A 15,660-nucleotide genomic window follows, 5' to 3' on the forward strand; every position below is an offset into this window, starting at 1 on the left:
CCACCTTAAATGCTTTTACCCGCAGGCGAGTGTATATAAAGCCAGAATCAGTTGCTTTCCAGCATATGAATAATCTGGTTTGCAACCACTTTAGCGCTTTGATCGTCAGTACGAATGGTCACATCAGCAATCTCTTCGTACAGAGGATTGCGTTCATCGGCCAAAGCTTCCAGAACTTCACGTGGCGGTGTTTCAACCTGCAACAACGGGCGCTTTTTATCACGCTGCGTGCGTGCCAGCTGTTTTTCGATGGTCGTCTCAAGATAGACCACTACGCCACGGGCGGAGAGACGGTTGCGGGTTTCGCGAGATTTTACAGAGCCGCCGCCTGTTGCCAGCACAATGCCCTGTTTTTCCGTGAGTTCGTTGATCACTTTTTCTTCTCGGTCACGGAAACCTTCTTCGCCTTCTACGTCGAAGACCCAGCCCACATCCGCTCCGGTTCGTTTCTCAATCTCTTGATCAGAATCGTAAAATTCCATATTGAGTTGTTGAGCTAACTGACGCCCAATAGTGCTTTTGCCGGCACCCATAGGCCCAACCAGAAAGATATTGCGTTTCTCTGCCATTTTTTCGGTACTACTAAGACTATTCGTTAATGGTAATCCCCGCTGCGCAGACACCCGGCGTAGCAGGACATGAACTGAAACCTCATTTGCAATAGAGCGAGAGTCAGACGAAAAATTATCTCAATACTCCGGCTTGTTTGGCAACTGATTAAATCACCGTTCCCGGCGCATAAGGAAATAAGACGTAAGTCCAACTCAAATCGGTACTCCTTGTATGCTAATTCATGCCCCACGTCAAACATCTGCAACAAACTGAATGCAAAATCATTGCGGGGATCGTTACCCATTAATGAATACTGACCAGACGTGGCGTGATAAACACCACTAACTCGCGCCGTTCGTTATCTTTTCCGTCATGGCGGAACAACTGACCCAGCCACGGAATGTTGCCCAGCACGGGCACGCTGTCGCGTCCGGTTTTATTCTTTTGCGAAAAGATCCCGCCCAGCGCGAGCGTTTCCCCACTTTTTACCTCTACCTGCGTTTCGATCTCCTGCTTATCAATCGCCAGCGTTTCGCCGTCCGCCTGTTGCAGCACCTGGCCAGGCATATTTTCACTGATATGCAGCTTCAGACGAACGCGGCCGCCCGGAAGCACCACCGGCGTGACCTCCATGCCTAATACCGCCTCTTTAAACTCAACGGAGGTCGCCCCGCTTTCGCCGCTGGAAACCTGATACGGGATTTCGCTGCCCTGCTTGATGCTTGCCGGCTGCATGTGCGACGCCAGTAGCCGCGGGCTGGCGATGATATCCACCTGCTGCTTTTGCTCAAGCGCCGACAACTCAAGATCCAGCATCCTGCCGTTGATGCGCCCGATATTAAACCCAACGTGTGTGGTTGCACTGGCCACCGACAGGTCAGCGCCCAACGTCGTGACCTGACCCACCTTACCGGCCTCCGTTGCGTCAGCGAGGTTCCATTTCACCCCCAGTTCACGCAGGCTTTTTTCACTAATGGTCACAATCTGCGCCGCCAGTTCTACCTGCTCGACGGGCAGATCCATCTGCGCTGCCCAGCGCTGGAGCATATCCACCACCGACTTGTTATCCCTGACCAGGAGACGGTTGGTGCGCTTGTCGACGGAGAGACTGCCTTTCGGGCTTAAGAGCTTTTCCGCCGCTTTTTGCAATTCGGCCGCATCCGCATAAGCAAACGGAATGCTGTGAGAGAGCAGCGGAGCGTCGAGCAGACGCTGGGCCCGCTCCTGCTCTTTACGCGTCTGTTGCTCCCGCTGCCAGGCCGCCGTATGCACATAAAAAATGCCGCCCTCTTCCCGCAATACCAGCCCGGCACTGTTCACTACCGTCTGAAGCGCCTGCCTCCAGGGCACCCGCGTTAGATTCAGCGAAAGCGAACCGCTGACATCCGGCGACACCACCAGATTGCGATCCTCCTGCGCTACCATCGCCTGTAATACCTGCACCACCGGGACATCATCCACCAGCAGGGTGACCGGTTTTGGCGTCGCGGCCCACAGGGGCTGGCTGAGTGCCGCCAGTAACAGCCCTATCCATATCTTCACTTTTTTTCGTTCCTTCTCGCTGCCATGTCCATCGCTTCGGCTCGCACATCTCGCCGACATCAACGGTCAGTTGTTGTGTATCTATCGCACTCACCCGCCAGCCTGGCGGTAACCGCATCTGCGTTTTTACCCGGTGCCAGCGGTTCTGCCCGTCCTGCATAAGGCCGATATCCCTGCTGCCGCTGACTACTCCCTGATACCGCCACTGGCTGAGTTGCCCTGCTGCGCAACGCTCTTCCGGCACGGAGAAGGGATCCCGCATCCCGGTCAGGAAAAGCGGAGAAAGCAGGATCAGCAAACGGGTTTTACTGCGCATGACCGATCTCCAGTTGCAGGCTAAGGCGTAGCTGTTTTCCCTGTGGGGTGATGGAAAACGCGCTCACCCGCACGTTCTCAAGCGCCAGCCGGGAAAAGAGCGCCGGAACTGCGCCCCACAAGGCATCCAGCGCCAGCTCTCCCCCACTCTGCTGCGGTTTCCAGTACACCAGCCTTGCGTCCTCACGCTGAAATTCCAGCGGAGAAAAGGGCTGCACCGGCTTCACTTGCGTAACCACAGGTCGCCGCCCGGCCTTTGGCCACAGCGAGGCGTTGATTCGCTTCGCACTGCTGGCCTGCGCCTGAATATCGGCGTAGCACAGAGCAGCGGGTCTGAGCAGCGCTCCCCAAATCGCAAACGCAACAATCCCCGACGCGATCAACCAGCAAAGGACGCGCCGGGAAGGACGTGCATCTGTCCAGCGTTGATACCAGATGCCCACTGGCTACCTCCGGCTATGCAGTTGAAAAGAGAACATCCATCGCCCCTGGCTATCCTGTTGCAGTTCGCCTGCCGGTCCGGGGTTAAACCCCGTCACCCTTTTCAGCGCATCGGTCATGGCGGAGAGCGTCGGGAGTGAGGTGGTATAGCCCGTCAGGATCAGCGAGGGTGGCTGATAACGCAGCGCCGTCAGCCACGCCTGCCGGGGCATTGCACTGGCAAGGGATTCAAGCGCGGGTTGCCATGCCACCGTCTCAGGCGGCTGCGAAGGGGTTTCCACCCCCGCAGACTGCGGCTGACGGGCTTTCAATACCTTCTGCACCGCACGCGTTCCCGCCAGATCGCTCTGCAACGCCTGTGACGCGAGAGTCTGCGTCGCCCGAAGGCTGACGCCTCCCGCCAGCATCACCAACAATGAGGCGGTAAACAGCAGCCCCCAAAAACGCAGGCGCTGATTACGTTGCTGCCGACGCCAGGGTAAAAGATTGGGCATGCTCATTACGGCGCCTCGCTCATGGCCAGCGCCAGGGCGACGGTGTAATCAGCACCACATTCTGGCAACGGCGGCTGACACAGCGTCACCGCTTCCCACGGATCGCGGGCAGCATCAAACACGGCGATATCAGAAGGAGAAAGCGCAAGCAACGCCGCCAGCTCATTCACCGTCGCCGCTTCTGTGGTGTAGCGCCGCCCCCACTGGTGACGCATCGCCCACAGCCACTGGTCTTTATCCCTCCAGGCTACGCACCGGACGGGGGCAACAGCAGAGAGAAGATTAGCCAGCGCGCCGGCATCCGGGACGATTGCGGCCAGGCGCAAACGCAGCGCTTTCGCCAGCGACAACAGGGTATCGACCTCTCTGTTTTGCGCGGCGGTAACCTGAAAAGTGTTGCTGAACGTATCCTGCGCGTAGTCAAAGCAGAGCGTATCGGGAGGCATCTCCAGCTCACGCGCTAATGCGGCGCCTACCCAGGTGAGCTGTTCGCTGTCACGCAAGGTAACGGATGGACGGGGCAACGCGCGTTGCAGAACGCGCGTTGCCGGAAATGAGAGAAATACCCGATGCGAGTGCGGCAATGTTTTCCGCCAGCCACGTAATGCGTTAACCAGTTGTTCTGGCTTAAGTATTTTGCCTTCACCGATAACCCCGTCCGACAGCGGCACCGCCCACCAGCGCCGTAAACGCCAGCCGGCCCGCTCTCTGGTCAGCGCCACGGCATTCACCTTATCCTGTTGAATATGAACGCCTGTTTGCCACGTTTTAAAAGCCATACTTCACGATCTCCTTATCGCCCGTCGGAGTGACGGCTATATCAATGAATCAGGCTTGCCTTTATACTACCGCGCGATTGTTTAGAAACTGCCCAGGCTAAACCAAATGGGAAATCTCCGGTGAAGTTCGTAAAGTATTTATTGATCCTTGCAGTCTGTTGCATTCTGCTGGGAGCAGGCTCGATTATTGGTTTGTACAAATATGTCGAGCCGCAACTCCCTGATGTCGCCACACTTCGTGATGTGCGGCTTCAGATCCCTATGCAGGTCTATAGCGCCGATGGTGAACTGATGGCGCAATACGGCGAGAAACGTCGTATCCCACTGACCTTAAATCAAATTCCACCCGTGATGGTGAAGGCTTTTATCGCCACCGAGGACAGCCGTTTTTACGAGCACCACGGTGTCGATCCGGTCGGTATTTTCCGTGCGGCAAGCGTGGCGCTGTTCTCCGGTCATGCCTCTCAGGGGGCAAGTACCATTACCCAGCAGCTGGCGCGTAACTTCTTCCTCAGCCCGGAAAAGACGCTGATACGTAAGATCAAAGAAGTGTTCCTCGCGATCCGCATTGAGCAACTGCTGAGCAAAGACGAGATCCTTGAGCTTTACCTCAACAAGATCTATCTGGGCTACCGCGCCTATGGTGTAGGGGCTGCGGCTCAGGTCTATTTCGGTAAGTCGATCGATCAGCTCACGCTGAGCGAAATGGCGACCATTGCCGGCCTGCCAAAAGCGCCATCAACGTTTAACCCGCTCTACTCGCTGGACCGCGCCACCGCGCGCCGTAACGTTGTGCTATCGCGTATGTTGAGCGAAGGCTACATCAGCCAGGATGAGTACGATCGGGCACGCAGCGATGTGATTGATGCCAATTACCATGCACCGGAAATTGCTTTCTCATCGCCGTATCTGACGGAAATGGTTCGCCAGGAGATGGTGCGCCGCTACGGCGACAAAGCATATGAAGACGGCTATCGCGTTTACACCACCGTGACCCGCAAGGTGCAGCAGGCTGCCCAGCAGGCGGTGCGTAATAACGTGATGGATTACGATATGCGTCACGGCTATCGCGGCCCGTCCAACGTGCTGTGGAGAGTGGGCGAAGGCGCATGGGACAGCAAAAAAATTACTGATTCCCTGAAAGCGCTGCCGACCTATGGCCCGCTGCGTCCGGCGGTGGTCACCCAGGCCGATCCGCAGGAAGCGGTGGCGATGATGGCCGATGGTACATCCGTTTCGCTGCGTATGGAGGGTATCCGCTGGGCGCGTCCGTACCGTTCTGACACCCTTCAGGGGCCTACTCCACGTAAAGTGACGGATGTGGTACAAACCGGACAACAAATCTGGGTGCGTCAGGTAGGCGATGCCTGGTGGCTGGCACAGGTGCCGGACGTCAACTCTGCCCTGGTCTCCATCAATCCGCAGAACGGTGCCGTGATGGCGCTGGTTGGCGGGTTCGATTTCAACCAGAGCAAATTTAACCGCGCAACCCAGGCGCTGCGTCAGGTCGGTTCGAACATCAAACCGTTCCTGTATACCGCGGCGATGGACAAGGGGCTAACGCTCGCCAGCATTCTCAACGACGTGCCAATTTCCCGATGGGATGCCGGTGCGGGCTCTGACTGGCAGCCGAAGAACTCTCCGGCGCAATACGCTGGCCCTATCCGTCTGCGTCAGGGCCTTGGCCAGTCGAAGAACGTGGTCATGGTTCGCGCGATGCGTGCGATGGGCGTTGATTATGCGGCAGAGTATCTGCAACGCTTCGGCTTCCCGGCGCAAAACATCGTTCATACCGAATCTTTGGCGCTCGGCTCCGCGTCCTTCACGCCGCTCCAGGTCGCGCGTGGCTACTCGGTAATGGCAAACGGCGGCTTCCTGGTCGATCCGTATTTCATCAGCAAAATCGAGAACGATCAGGGCGGCGTACTGTTTGAAGCGAAGCCGAAAATTGCCTGCCCTGAATGCGATATTCCGGTGATTTACGGCGACACGCCAAAATCCAATGTCCTTGAAAACAAGGATATGGAAGATGTTGCCATCTCTCAGGAACGTCAGAATCTGGCGGTGCCGCAGCCTCAGCTGGAACAGGCCAATCAGGCGCTGGTCGCCCAGAGTGGCGCGCAGGAGTATGCTCCGCACGTGATCAGCACGCCGCTGTCGTTCCTGATTAAGAGCGCGCTGAACACCAACATCTTTGGCGAACCGGGCTGGCAAGGCACCGGCTGGCGAGCGGGCCGCGATTTGCAGCGCCGCGACATCGGCGGCAAAACAGGCACAACCAACAGCTCAAAAGATGCCTGGTTCTCAGGTTATGGCCCGGGCGTTGTCACCTCGGTCTGGATTGGTTTTGACGATCACCGCCGCACTCTGGGACGCACAACCGCTTCTGGCGCAATTAAAGATCAGATTTCCGGTTACGAGGGGGGGGCTAAGAGTGCGCAACCGGCCTGGGATGCTTACATGAAGGCCGCTCTCGAGGGCGTGCCGGAGCAGCCGCTAACGCCTCCGCCGGGCATTGTCACGATCAATATTGACCGCAGCACCGGACAGCTCGCGAATGGCGGCAACAGCCGTGCCGAGTATTTCATCGAGGGTACGCAGCCAACCACGCAGGCGGTGCATGAGGTGGGTACCGAAATCATTGATAACGGCGAAACGCACGAGCTCTTCTGACGCCAACAAAAAAGCCGGGCGGTGGCGACGCCTGACCCGGCCTACACCGTAATGCAAAACGGCAACCTTCGGTTGCCGTTTTTAATGGTGGCGCTACAAACGCCCCTGCCCCTTCAGCCACTCCCGCACCAGGAACAGTGCGCTCACGTTGCGTGCCTCGTTAAAGTCAGGATCTTCCAGCAAATCCATCAGATGAGCCAGCGGCCAGCGAACCTGCGGCAGCGGTTCCGGCTCGTCTCCTTCCAGCGATTCTGGATAGAGATCTTCCGCGACAACAATGTTCATTTTGCTGGAGAAATAGGACGGCGCCATGCTCAGCTTTTTCAGGAACGTCAGCTCTTTCGCGCCAAAGCCGACCTCTTCTTTCAGCTCCCGGTTTGCCGCTTCAAACACCGTTTCGCCCGGATCGATCAGTCCTTTGGAGAAGCCCAGCTCGTAGGATTCTGTGCCCACGGCGTATTCACGAATGAGGATCAGGTGCTCGTCGACGATAGGCACTATCATCACCGCTTCACGCGAGGAGGGGCGCATACGCTCATAAACACGACGCACACCGTTGCTGAACTCCAGATCCACGCTTTCGACATTAAACAGACGCGATTTTGCGACGGTTTCAACATTCAGAATGGTGGGCTTTTGTAAGGGTTTGGTCATCTTGACGGGTCTTTGCTGGGTGAACTGGCTTTATTGTGCGATACGCCGCACGGTTTCGGCAATGTCAATTGCTCTTTATTTACATTTATGCAACGTAACTGTAGGCAATTCTCATTTCAAAACAAATGTCAAGAGGTTGAAAAGTTTCCAGGAATTTGCTGATATCGCGCCGGAACAGGCTTTGTTATCATTACCGGTCACTGGGATGCGCGTCAACATGCTCAAGTTAGACTCCATACTTGCCGATAGCCGACCACAGAATCTCATTCATTGTACAAAAGGTGCGACTGACAACACCTGTAAGAAGATAAGTAAGATGGGGAAAGCATGAGCACCATTTTGATTTTTCTCGCTGCTGTGCTGGCCTGCGCGTCGATTGCGGTGTGGGTATTCAGGCGCCGCGTACATCGCCGTTATCGGCTGCCCTTTTTGAACGCGTTTGCCGGGGCAAACACGCGCAAGCTTTCGCCAGAGGAACGCAGCACCGTTGAGCAGTATCTCGACACGCTGAACCGATCCCGGCTTTCGCCTGGCCCTACCGGCGCCAGCGCCGCCCCCGTATCGCTCAACCTTAACGCACAAAGCGACACCGTTTTGTGCGTAACGCGCTCTATTACCCGCTACGGCATCACAACCGACGATCCCAACAAATGGCGTTACTATCTCGACTCTGTTGAAGTGCACCTGCCTCCCTTCTGGGAGCAGTATATCAACGACGAAAACAGCGTCGAGCTCATCCATACCGATACGCTGCCGCTGGTTATCTCCCTTAATGGTCATACTCTGAGCGAATATGTTCAGGAAGCGCCACGCTTTGCGCTGGAACGCGCGAGCGGAACGCAGGCCTCTATTCGTGGTGAAGAGACAGAGCAGATTGAACTGCTCAACATCCGCCAGGAAACGCATGAAGAGTACGTCCTGAGCCGCCCGGATGGCATTCGCGAAGCGGTGCTGATTGTCGTCTCGTTCCTGCTCTTTTTCATCTGCCTGCTGACGCCGGACGTGTTTGTTCCGTGGCTCGCGGGCGGCGCAGTACTGCTTCTGGCCGCCGGGCTGTGGGGCATATTTGCCCCGCCGGCAAAAACGTCATTACGCGAAATTCACTGCCTGCGCGGAACCCCAAAACGCTGGGGACTGTTCGGCGAAAACGATCAGGAACATATCAACAATATCTCGCTCGGGATCATCGATCTCATCTATCCGCGCCACTGGCAGCCGTGGATTGCGCAGGACCTGGGCCACAAAACGGATATTGATATCTATCTCGACCGCCACGTTGTACGCCAGGGACGTTACTTATCCCTGCACGACGAAGTGAAAAACTTCCCGCTTCAGCACTGGCTTCGCAGCGCGGTGATTGCCGGTGGCGCCGCGTTAATCTTCCTCATGCTGCTGCTTTTCGTGCCGCTGGATATGCCGATTAAATTTACCCTGTCATGGATCAAAGGGGCGCAAACCGTGGAAGCCACCAGCGTACAGCAGCTCGAAGAAGCGGGTGTACGCGTGGGGGATACGTTGCGGCTGAAAGGCACCGGGATGTGTAATATCCACTCACCGGGCGCCTGGAACACGCGCCAGAACTCGCCGTTCGCGCCGTTCGACTGCTCTCAGATCATCTGGAATGACGCCTCTCCGCTGCCGCTTCCGGAATCGGATGTGGTCAATAAGGCCACCGCGCTCACCCAGACGATTAATCGCCAGCTCCATCCAAAACCGGATGATGATTCTCGCGTCAGCCCTGCCCTGCGTTCGGCCATTCAGAAGTCCGGCATGGTGCTGCTGGATGACTTTGGCGAAATCGTCCTGAAAACAGAAGATCTCTGCTCAGCTCAGGATGACTGTATCCGGCTGAAGAACGCGCTGGTCAACCTCGGCAACAGCAAAGACTGGGACGCGCTGGTGAAACGCGCCGAAGCGGGACGCCTCGATGGTGTGAATGTGCTTTTGCGTCCGGTCAGCGCCGAGTCGCTGGATAACCTGGTGGCGACCTCTACCGCCCCCTTCGTGATGCGTGAAACCACCCGTGCCGCCCAGGCGCTTAACAGCCCGGCGCCTGGCGGTTTTGTGATTGCCAGCGATGAAGGCAGCGACCTGGTGGATCAACCCTATCCGCAGGTTTCGCTGTATGACTATCCAGCCCAGGAGCAGTGGAGCGAATTCCAGCGTCTGGCGCAGATGCTGATGCAGACGCCATTCAGCGCGGAAGGGATCGTCACCACCCTCTTTACCGACGCCAACGGCACGCGTCATATTGGCCTGCACCGTATGCCGGATAGCGCTGGCCTGTGGCGCTATGTAGGGACATCCCTGCTGCTGATTGCGATGCTGGCGTGTATTATCTGGAATGGTTATCAGGCCGTACGCCGCTATCAGCGCTCCCGCACGCGACTGGCAGAAATCCAGGCCTACTACGAAAATTGCCTAAACCCGAAACTGATCTCCTCTTCTGAGAGCCTGATCGGATAACGTCCCTGCGCGACAAGTTGTGCTACCCTGTCGCGCACGTTTCTTCTGGCTGGAGTTCCCCCTTATGCATCTTAATATCGACTGGCAGGCGGTCGATACCGTCCTGCTTGATATGGACGGCACGCTGCTTGATCTCGCCTTTGATAACTATTTCTGGCAAAAGCTGGTTCCGGAAACGTACGGTGAACAGCAGGGGATCTCCCCGGCGGAAGCGCAGGAATTCATTCGTTCGCAATATAGCGCGGTGCAGCATACGCTAAACTGGTACTGTCTTGACTACTGGAGCGAGCGACTCGGTCTGGATATTTGCGCCATGACCACCGCCCAGGGCGCACGCGCCGTTCTGCGCGAAGATACGGTCCCGTTCCTGGACGCGCTGAAAGCCTGCGGTAAGCGCCGTATTTTGCTGACAAATGCGCATCCCCATAACCTGGCCGTGAAGCTGGAACATACCGGTCTTGCTTCGCACCTTGATTTATTGCTTTCCACCCACACATTTGGTTATCCGAAAGAGGATCAGCGGTTGTGGCATGCCGTGGTGGAAGAGACCGGTTTACAGCCGGAACGCACGCTGTTCATTGACGACAGCGAGCCGATTCTGGATTCTGCGGCCGCATTTGGCATTCGCTATTGTCTGGGCGTGACCAATCCTGATTCCGGCCTGGCTGAAAAAAGCTATCTGCGACATCCGGGGCTGAACGACTATCGCCGGATGATCCCCTCACTCACCGTGAAGGAGACGCCATGAAAGAAAAACCCTCTGATGGGGTAAGACTGGATAAATGGCTGTGGGCCGCCCGTTTTTACAAAACGCGCGCCCTTGCCCGAGAAATGGTTGACGGCGGAAAGGTGCATTACAACGGTCAGCGCAGCAAACCGAGCAAGCTGGTTGAACTGAATGCCACGTTAACGCTTCGCCAGGGCAACGATGAGAAAACGGTGGTGGTGAAAGCCATTACCGAACAGCGGCGGCCCGCAACCGAAGCCGTTTTGCTGTATGAAGAGACGGCCGAAAGCATAGAGAAGCGCGAAAAAACCGCGCTGGCGCGCAAAATGAACGCGCTGACGATGCCTCACCCGGACCGGCGACCGGATAAAAAAGAGCGCCGCGATCTGATGAAATTTAAACACGGTGAGAGCGAGTAACCCTCACCTGCATGAGAGATGAAAATGGCCCAACACGACCAATTACACCGCTATCTGTTTGAACAATTCGCCGTGCGCGGCGAGCTGGTCACCGTATCCGAAACCTGGAAACAGATTCTGGAAAACCACAACTACCCGCTGCCGGTAAAAACCCTGTTGGGCGAACTGCTGGTTGCCACCAGCCTGCTGACCGCCACGCTGAAGTTCGCTGGCGATATTACCGTCCAGTTGCAGGGCGATGGCCCAATGTCGCTGGCGGTGATCAACGGCAATAACCAGCAGCAGATGCGCGGCGTGGCGCGCGTTCAGGGCGATATCCCTGAAAATGCGGATCTGAAAACGCTGGTCGGAAATGGCTACCTGGTTATCACGATCTCGCCTGAAGAAGGTGAGCGCTATCAGGGCGTTGTCGGTCTGGAAGGCGATACGCTTGCCGCCTGCCTGGAAGATTACTTCATGCGTTCCGAACAGCTGCCAACCCGTCTGTTCATCCGCACCGGTGAAGTGGATGGCCAGCCTGCTGCCGGCGGTATGCTGCTTCAGGTTCTGCCTGCGCAGGATGCGCAGACCAATGATTTCGAGCATCTGGCAACGCTGACGGAAACCATCAAAGCGGAAGAGCTGTTCACCCTGTCGGCGACCGACGTGCTGTGGCGTCTCTACCACGAAGAAGAAGTGACGGTTTACGATCCGCAGGCGGTGGAATTTAAGTGCACCTGCTCCCGCGAGCGTTGTGCTGGCGCCCTGAAAACGCTGCCGGATGAAGAGATCGACAGCATCATGGCGGAAGACGGTGAAATCGATATGCACTGTGACTACTGCGGTACGCACTACGTGTTCAATTCGATGGATATCGCGGAGATCCGCAATAACGCCTCTCCGGCGGATCCGCAGGTTCACTAAGCTCTGAGCCTGTTGCCCGGCGGCGCTATGCTCGCACGGGCCTACAATGAATTGTGCAATTTTTTGATATGATTGCTAATTGTAGGCCGGGTAAGCGTAGCGCCACCCGGCAAGAAAGAGCACTAACGCCGCTGCGCATTATTGTAACTGTCGTAGCTCATATCGACACGCTCCCCAAAAATCTCAATATCCGCCCAGGGCTTCACGACAGATTTCACTTTCCTCTGCCTTAATGCGCGGTCAAGTTCTTCTCTGGTCAATGCCTCCGGCATTTTCCACGCGTCCCCGGCGATCCTCCAGCCCGTGTTGGTTTGTGTGTAAGCCACGATCGTGCGATCGGTAAATTGAAATAGCACGGCTTCAGGCTTGCCGTCGCCGTTAAGATCCAGCGGCATGAGTAAACAGTTACTCTGGGCGCTATCGCAGCTCTCAAAGCGATACTGATTGCTGAGCATGGCTTGCCACAATGCCTTATCAGGACGAGCCATTCCCGGTGCGAGCTGGACCTGTTTTTCCAGCATCGCGGCGGTCATCTTACCTGCTCCGCCAGCGTTCCTGGAGAGAAGACCATTTATTTCACGCTGGCGTTTTGGGTTAGAGATAAACTGCGGATCGTTTTGCAGCGTGAGCATCGCCTCCCGCCCCTTTCGTCCAGCGTTACTGAGCATATACAGGCTGACTTGATCCGCCGTTATTCTGCCGTCCTGATAGCGGGCCATATGGCTTGCAACGCTTATTCGCCACGGATCCAGCACGGGGGTATGGATCAACGCCAGGAAGATGAGGGAAAGCAGCCCGGTCGTCGGGATGACGTACGCATGGATCTTCTGCGGCTCACGGCGCTGAATCAGAACGCTGGCGCAAAAACCGACCGCCCAGACCAGCGCCACGATGGTTATCAATACCCCGTACAGACGCTCGGGTGACCAGCCGTATTGCGAAATGCGTAGCCACAGCGCCCACCCCGCCAGAACCGGATACGCGGGTACGATAGCCACAGCAAGGCGAATCATCCCTCGCAGCGGGGCATAGTAAGGCAGCGTTTGACGCTGTGGATGCCACACTATCGTCACCAGGAATAACAGCAGCAGCGCTAAGGTGGTCAGCAAGCCCGCGGCGGATATTCTGGCTGAAATGGATTCAAAGCCGACAAAAGGCAACGCGCCAATAAAGAGCAGCGCCAGCGCCGCCATCAGGGGAAGCAGACCGGTGGCTATGAGGGTCAGCAGATTTTGCAGGGCAAGGATTAACCTTACCTGCATACGCGTGAGCACGGCCGCACTGGCTGAAACCACGCCAATCGCCACTGAAATAAACCCGTCAGAATGAAAGAAAAGCCGATCAAAAAAGCCGATGCCGATAAGTTCGAAAAGCTCGGCCCAGAGGAAAAGCACCAGCCAGAAGAGACCATTCGAAACAAAAATAATGAGCAGCGTCAGCGCGTTATGCCAGTTTCGTTGATAAAAGTCGCTGTAGAACGAGGTAGTCGGGACGGGATCCAGACGCCGCTGAAGCCATGGCAACACGAACAGCGTCATCAGCAGCAGATGAAAGCCGAAAACGAGCATCTCATCTCTGAGATTCCAGCTTTCGAGTTCTGCAACGCTCCACTTAAGCCAGCCGCCCATACCCGCGACTGCCGCGCCGATCATCCCGAGTGACAGCCACAAAAATGGCTTTCTGAATGACGTCATGGCAAGAGACAACGTGGTTGTCATTACCAAACTCTGAAAATAGCTGACCCAAGAGACCTGAATCGTTTTCCCAATGTAACTCTTACGTAATTTTCTTTCATGTATGCGATTACATTCACATTCTTCTGGATAAATTCACCAGAGATTAACCTTTTAAGAACATTTTCCCCAACCAAAAAGCGATTCCTGCGATAATCTGCCCGCCCTGTGACTGGAGTCGCAGCGTTTTCCGTTAGTAAGGGTTTTGACCAGATACGTAAATCTATGAGCCCCGTCGCGGTTAACATCCCCAGAAAAACCCTACAATTTCAGGCAGTACATATTGGCTAAGGAGCAGTGATATGCGTGTTAATGGTTTAACCCCGCAAGATCTCAAGGCTTATGGTATTCACGACGTCCAGGAAGTGGTCTACAACCCCGATTACGATACGCTGTATCAGGAAGAGCTCAATCCGGCACTGGAAGGGTACGAGCGAGGTGTGTTGACGAATCTTGGTGCTATCGCCGTCGATACCGGTATTTTTACCGGCCGTTCGCCGAAAGATAAATACATCGTCCGAGATGATACCACCCGCGATACGCTGTGGTGGGCCGATAAAGGCAAAGGGAAGAACGATAACAAACCGCTCTCTCCTGAAACCTGGCAGCATCTGAAAGGGCTCGTCACCCATCAGCTTTCCGGCAAGCGTCTGTTCATCGTCGATGCTTTCTGCGGCGCTAACGCCGACACCCGTCTCTCCGTTCGGTTTATCACTGAAGTGGCCTGGCAGGCGCATTTCGTGAAGAACATGTTCATTCGTCCGACCGATGAAGAACTGCAAAACTTCACCCCTGACTTTATCGTGATGAACGGCGCGAAATGCACCAACCCGCAGTGGAAAGAACAGGGTCTGAACTCCGAAAACTTCATCGCCTTCAACCTGACCGAGCGTATCCAGCTGATCGGCGGTACCTGGTACGGCGGCGAAATGAAGAAAGGGATGTTCTCGGTCATGAACTACCTGCTGCCGCTGCGCGGTATCGCCTCCATGCACTGCTCGGCGAACGTCGGTGAAAAAGGTGACGTGGCGGTGTTCTTCGGCCTTTCCGGCACCGGTAAAACGACTCTGTCCACCGATCCAAAACGTCGTCTGATTGGCGACGACGAGCACGGCTGGGACGACGACGGTGTGTTTAACTTTGAAGGCGGCTGCTACGCGAAAACCATTCGCCTGTCTGAAGAGGCAGAGCCGGATATCTACCACGCGATTCGCCGCGATGCGCTGCTGGAAAACGTCACCGTGCGTGCCGATGGCTCTGTCGACTTCGACGATGCGTCCAAAACCGAAAACACCCGCGTCTCTTATCCGATTTACCACATCGACAACATCGTGAAGCCGGTGTCGAAGGCGGGCCACGCCACGAAGGTGATTTTCCTGACCGCAGACGCGTTCGGCGTGTTGCCACCGGTTTCCCGCCTGACCGCCAGCCAGACGCAGTACCACTTCCTCTCTGGCTTTACCGCTAAGCTGGCGGGTACCGAGCGCGGTGTGACCGAGCCAACCCCAACCTTCTCCGCATGCTTCGGCGCGGCGTTCCTGTCGCTACACCCAACGCAGTATGCGGAAGTGCTGGTGAAACGCATGCAGGCATCCGGCGCACAGGCATACCTGGTGAACACCGGCTGGAACGGGACGGGCAAACGTATCTCCATCAAAGATACACGCGCCATCATCGACGCGATTCTGGATGGTTCATTGGATAACGCCGAGACCTTTACGCTGCCGATGTTCAATCTGGCGATCCCAACAGAGCTGCCTGGCGTGGATACGCGTATCCTTGACCCGCGCAACACCTATGGTTCACCGGAACAGTGGCGCGAGAAGGCAGAATCGCTGGCGAAACTGTTTATCGAAAACTTTGAGAAGTATACCGACACCCCGGCGGGTGCTGCGCTGGTGAGTGCGGGACCAAGGTAAAAGCAAAAAGGCAACGAAAGTTGCCTTTTTTAATGTTTTCTCC

General features: G+C 56.1%; 14 protein-coding genes. 6 read left to right on the plus strand and 8 right to left on the minus strand.

Annotation, left to right across the window (positions count from 1 at the left end; translation table 11 throughout):
* Window positions 1–47: 47 nt before the first annotated feature.
* The 6 genes from aroK to pilM form a co-directional block, all read right to left on the minus strand.
* Window positions 48–569: a shikimate kinase AroK gene (aroK, locus tag ACQG1K_RS20650; protein ID WP_003861630.1), complete on the minus strand. Its 522-nt coding sequence runs from the start codon at window positions 567–569 to the stop codon at window positions 48–50.
* A 286-nt stretch (window positions 570–855) separates the two neighbouring features.
* A complete protein-coding gene (gene hofQ / locus ACQG1K_RS20655; RefSeq protein ID WP_045308978.1) occupies window positions 856–2,094 on the minus strand; it encodes a DNA uptake porin HofQ in 1,239 nt (412 codons plus the stop codon).
* The gene (locus ACQG1K_RS20660; RefSeq protein WP_032621951.1) at window positions 2,006–2,410 is read right to left on the minus strand and encodes a HofP DNA utilization family protein; all 405 of its coding nucleotides are present in this window, start codon (window positions 2,408–2,410) and stop codon (window positions 2,006–2,008) included. The genes hofQ and ACQG1K_RS20660 overlap by 89 nt, the downstream gene beginning before the upstream one ends.
* Window positions 2,400–2,852 (minus strand): DNA utilization protein HofO, encoded by a 453-nt coding sequence (locus ACQG1K_RS20665; RefSeq protein ID WP_171932528.1) that lies wholly within the window; start codon window positions 2,850–2,852, stop codon window positions 2,400–2,402. Before ACQG1K_RS20665 ends, ACQG1K_RS20660 begins: the two co-directional genes overlap by 11 nt.
* A 3-nt stretch (window positions 2,853–2,855) precedes the next feature.
* The gene (locus ACQG1K_RS20670) at window positions 2,856–3,350 is read right to left on the minus strand and encodes a PilN domain-containing protein (protein ID WP_023298777.1); all 495 of its coding nucleotides are present in this window, start codon (window positions 3,348–3,350) and stop codon (window positions 2,856–2,858) included.
* A complete protein-coding gene (pilM, locus tag ACQG1K_RS20675; protein ID WP_367075856.1) occupies window positions 3,350–4,123 on the minus strand; it encodes a pilus assembly protein PilM in 774 nt (257 codons plus the stop codon). Before pilM ends, ACQG1K_RS20670 begins: the two co-directional genes overlap by 1 nt.
* Window positions 4,124–4,243: 120 nt before the next feature.
* On the opposite strand from pilM, the gene mrcA reads away from it, so the two are divergent.
* A complete protein-coding gene (mrcA, locus tag ACQG1K_RS20680) occupies window positions 4,244–6,796 on the plus strand; it encodes a peptidoglycan glycosyltransferase/peptidoglycan DD-transpeptidase MrcA (RefSeq protein WP_045308980.1) in 2,553 nt (850 codons plus the stop codon).
* A 93-nt stretch (window positions 6,797–6,889) separates the two neighbouring features.
* Here the strand turns inward: mrcA and nudE are convergent, their stop codons facing one another.
* A complete protein-coding gene (gene nudE / locus ACQG1K_RS20685) occupies window positions 6,890–7,450 on the minus strand; it encodes an ADP compounds hydrolase NudE (protein WP_003861622.1) in 561 nt (186 codons plus the stop codon).
* 327 nt (window positions 7,451–7,777) lie between these two features.
* Between nudE and ACQG1K_RS20690 the strand changes: the two genes are divergently transcribed.
* The 4 genes from ACQG1K_RS20690 (at window position 7,778) to hslO (ending at window position 11,965) form a co-directional block, all read left to right on the plus strand.
* A complete protein-coding gene (locus ACQG1K_RS20690; protein WP_023298780.1) occupies window positions 7,778–9,916 on the plus strand; it encodes an intracellular growth attenuator family protein in 2,139 nt (712 codons plus the stop codon).
* A 64-nt stretch (window positions 9,917–9,980) separates the two neighbouring features.
* Window positions 9,981–10,664, plus strand: a complete 684-nt coding sequence (yrfG, locus tag ACQG1K_RS20695; protein ID WP_003861619.1) for a GMP/IMP nucleotidase — start codon at window positions 9,981–9,983, stop codon at window positions 10,662–10,664.
* A complete protein-coding gene (hslR, locus tag ACQG1K_RS20700; RefSeq protein WP_003861618.1) occupies window positions 10,661–11,062 on the plus strand; it encodes a ribosome-associated heat shock protein Hsp15 in 402 nt (133 codons plus the stop codon). Before yrfG ends, hslR begins: the two co-directional genes overlap by 4 nt.
* An 18-nt stretch (window positions 11,063–11,080) precedes the next feature.
* On the plus strand, window positions 11,081–11,965 hold the full coding sequence (hslO, locus tag ACQG1K_RS20705; RefSeq protein ID WP_006812239.1) for an Hsp33 family molecular chaperone HslO: 885 nt from the start codon (window positions 11,081–11,083) through the stop codon (window positions 11,963–11,965).
* A gap of 122 nt (window positions 11,966–12,087) precedes the next feature.
* Here hslO and ACQG1K_RS20710 read toward each other — a convergent pair whose 3' ends face one another.
* Entirely contained in the window at window positions 12,088–13,683 is a 1,596-nt protein-coding gene (locus tag ACQG1K_RS20710; protein ID WP_367075853.1) for a DUF4153 domain-containing protein, read from the minus strand.
* A gap of 317 nt (window positions 13,684–14,000) precedes the next feature.
* Here ACQG1K_RS20710 and pckA point away from each other — a divergent pair, with 317 nt between their 5' ends.
* Window positions 14,001–15,617, plus strand: coding sequence for a phosphoenolpyruvate carboxykinase (ATP) (gene pckA / locus ACQG1K_RS20715; protein ID WP_046620356.1), 1,617 nt, complete (start codon window positions 14,001–14,003; stop codon window positions 15,615–15,617).
* The last annotated feature ends 43 nt before the right edge of the window (window positions 15,618–15,660 follow it).

This window comes from Enterobacter cloacae complex sp. 402C9, from assembly GCF_050030745.1.
GTDB classification, from domain to species: domain Bacteria; phylum Pseudomonadota; class Gammaproteobacteria; order Enterobacterales; family Enterobacteriaceae; genus Enterobacter; species Enterobacter intestinihominis.

Excerpts from the sequence above, each read along its gene's own strand:
- yrfG (WP_003861619.1), top strand. The coding sequence starts at position 9,981 with ATGCATCTTAATATCGACTGGCAGGCGGTCGATACCGTCCTGCTTGAT.
- pckA (WP_046620356.1), top strand. The coding sequence starts at position 14,001 with ATGCGTGTTAATGGTTTAACCCCGCAAGATCTCAAGGCTTATGGTATT.
- aroK (WP_003861630.1), bottom strand. The coding sequence starts at position 569 with ATGGCAGAGAAACGCAATATCTTTCTGGTTGGGCCTATGGGTGCCGGC.
- nudE (WP_003861622.1), bottom strand. The coding sequence starts at position 7,450 with ATGACCAAACCCTTACAAAAGCCCACCATTCTGAATGTTGAAACCGTC.
- pilM (WP_367075856.1), bottom strand. The coding sequence starts at position 4,123 with ATGGCTTTTAAAACGTGGCAAACAGGCGTTCATATTCAACAGGATAAG.
- ACQG1K_RS20660 (WP_032621951.1), bottom strand. The coding sequence starts at position 2,410 with ATGCGCAGTAAAACCCGTTTGCTGATCCTGCTTTCTCCGCTTTTCCTG.
- ACQG1K_RS20710 (WP_367075853.1), bottom strand. The coding sequence starts at position 13,683 with ATGACAACCACGTTGTCTCTTGCCATGACGTCATTCAGAAAGCCATTT.
- hslR (WP_003861618.1), top strand. The coding sequence starts at position 10,661 with ATGAAAGAAAAACCCTCTGATGGGGTAAGACTGGATAAATGGCTGTGG.
- hslO (WP_006812239.1), top strand. The coding sequence starts at position 11,081 with ATGAAAATGGCCCAACACGACCAATTACACCGCTATCTGTTTGAACAA.
- ACQG1K_RS20670 (WP_023298777.1), bottom strand. The coding sequence starts at position 3,350 with ATGAGCATGCCCAATCTTTTACCCTGGCGTCGGCAGCAACGTAATCAG.
- ACQG1K_RS20690 (WP_023298780.1), top strand. The coding sequence starts at position 7,778 with ATGAGCACCATTTTGATTTTTCTCGCTGCTGTGCTGGCCTGCGCGTCG.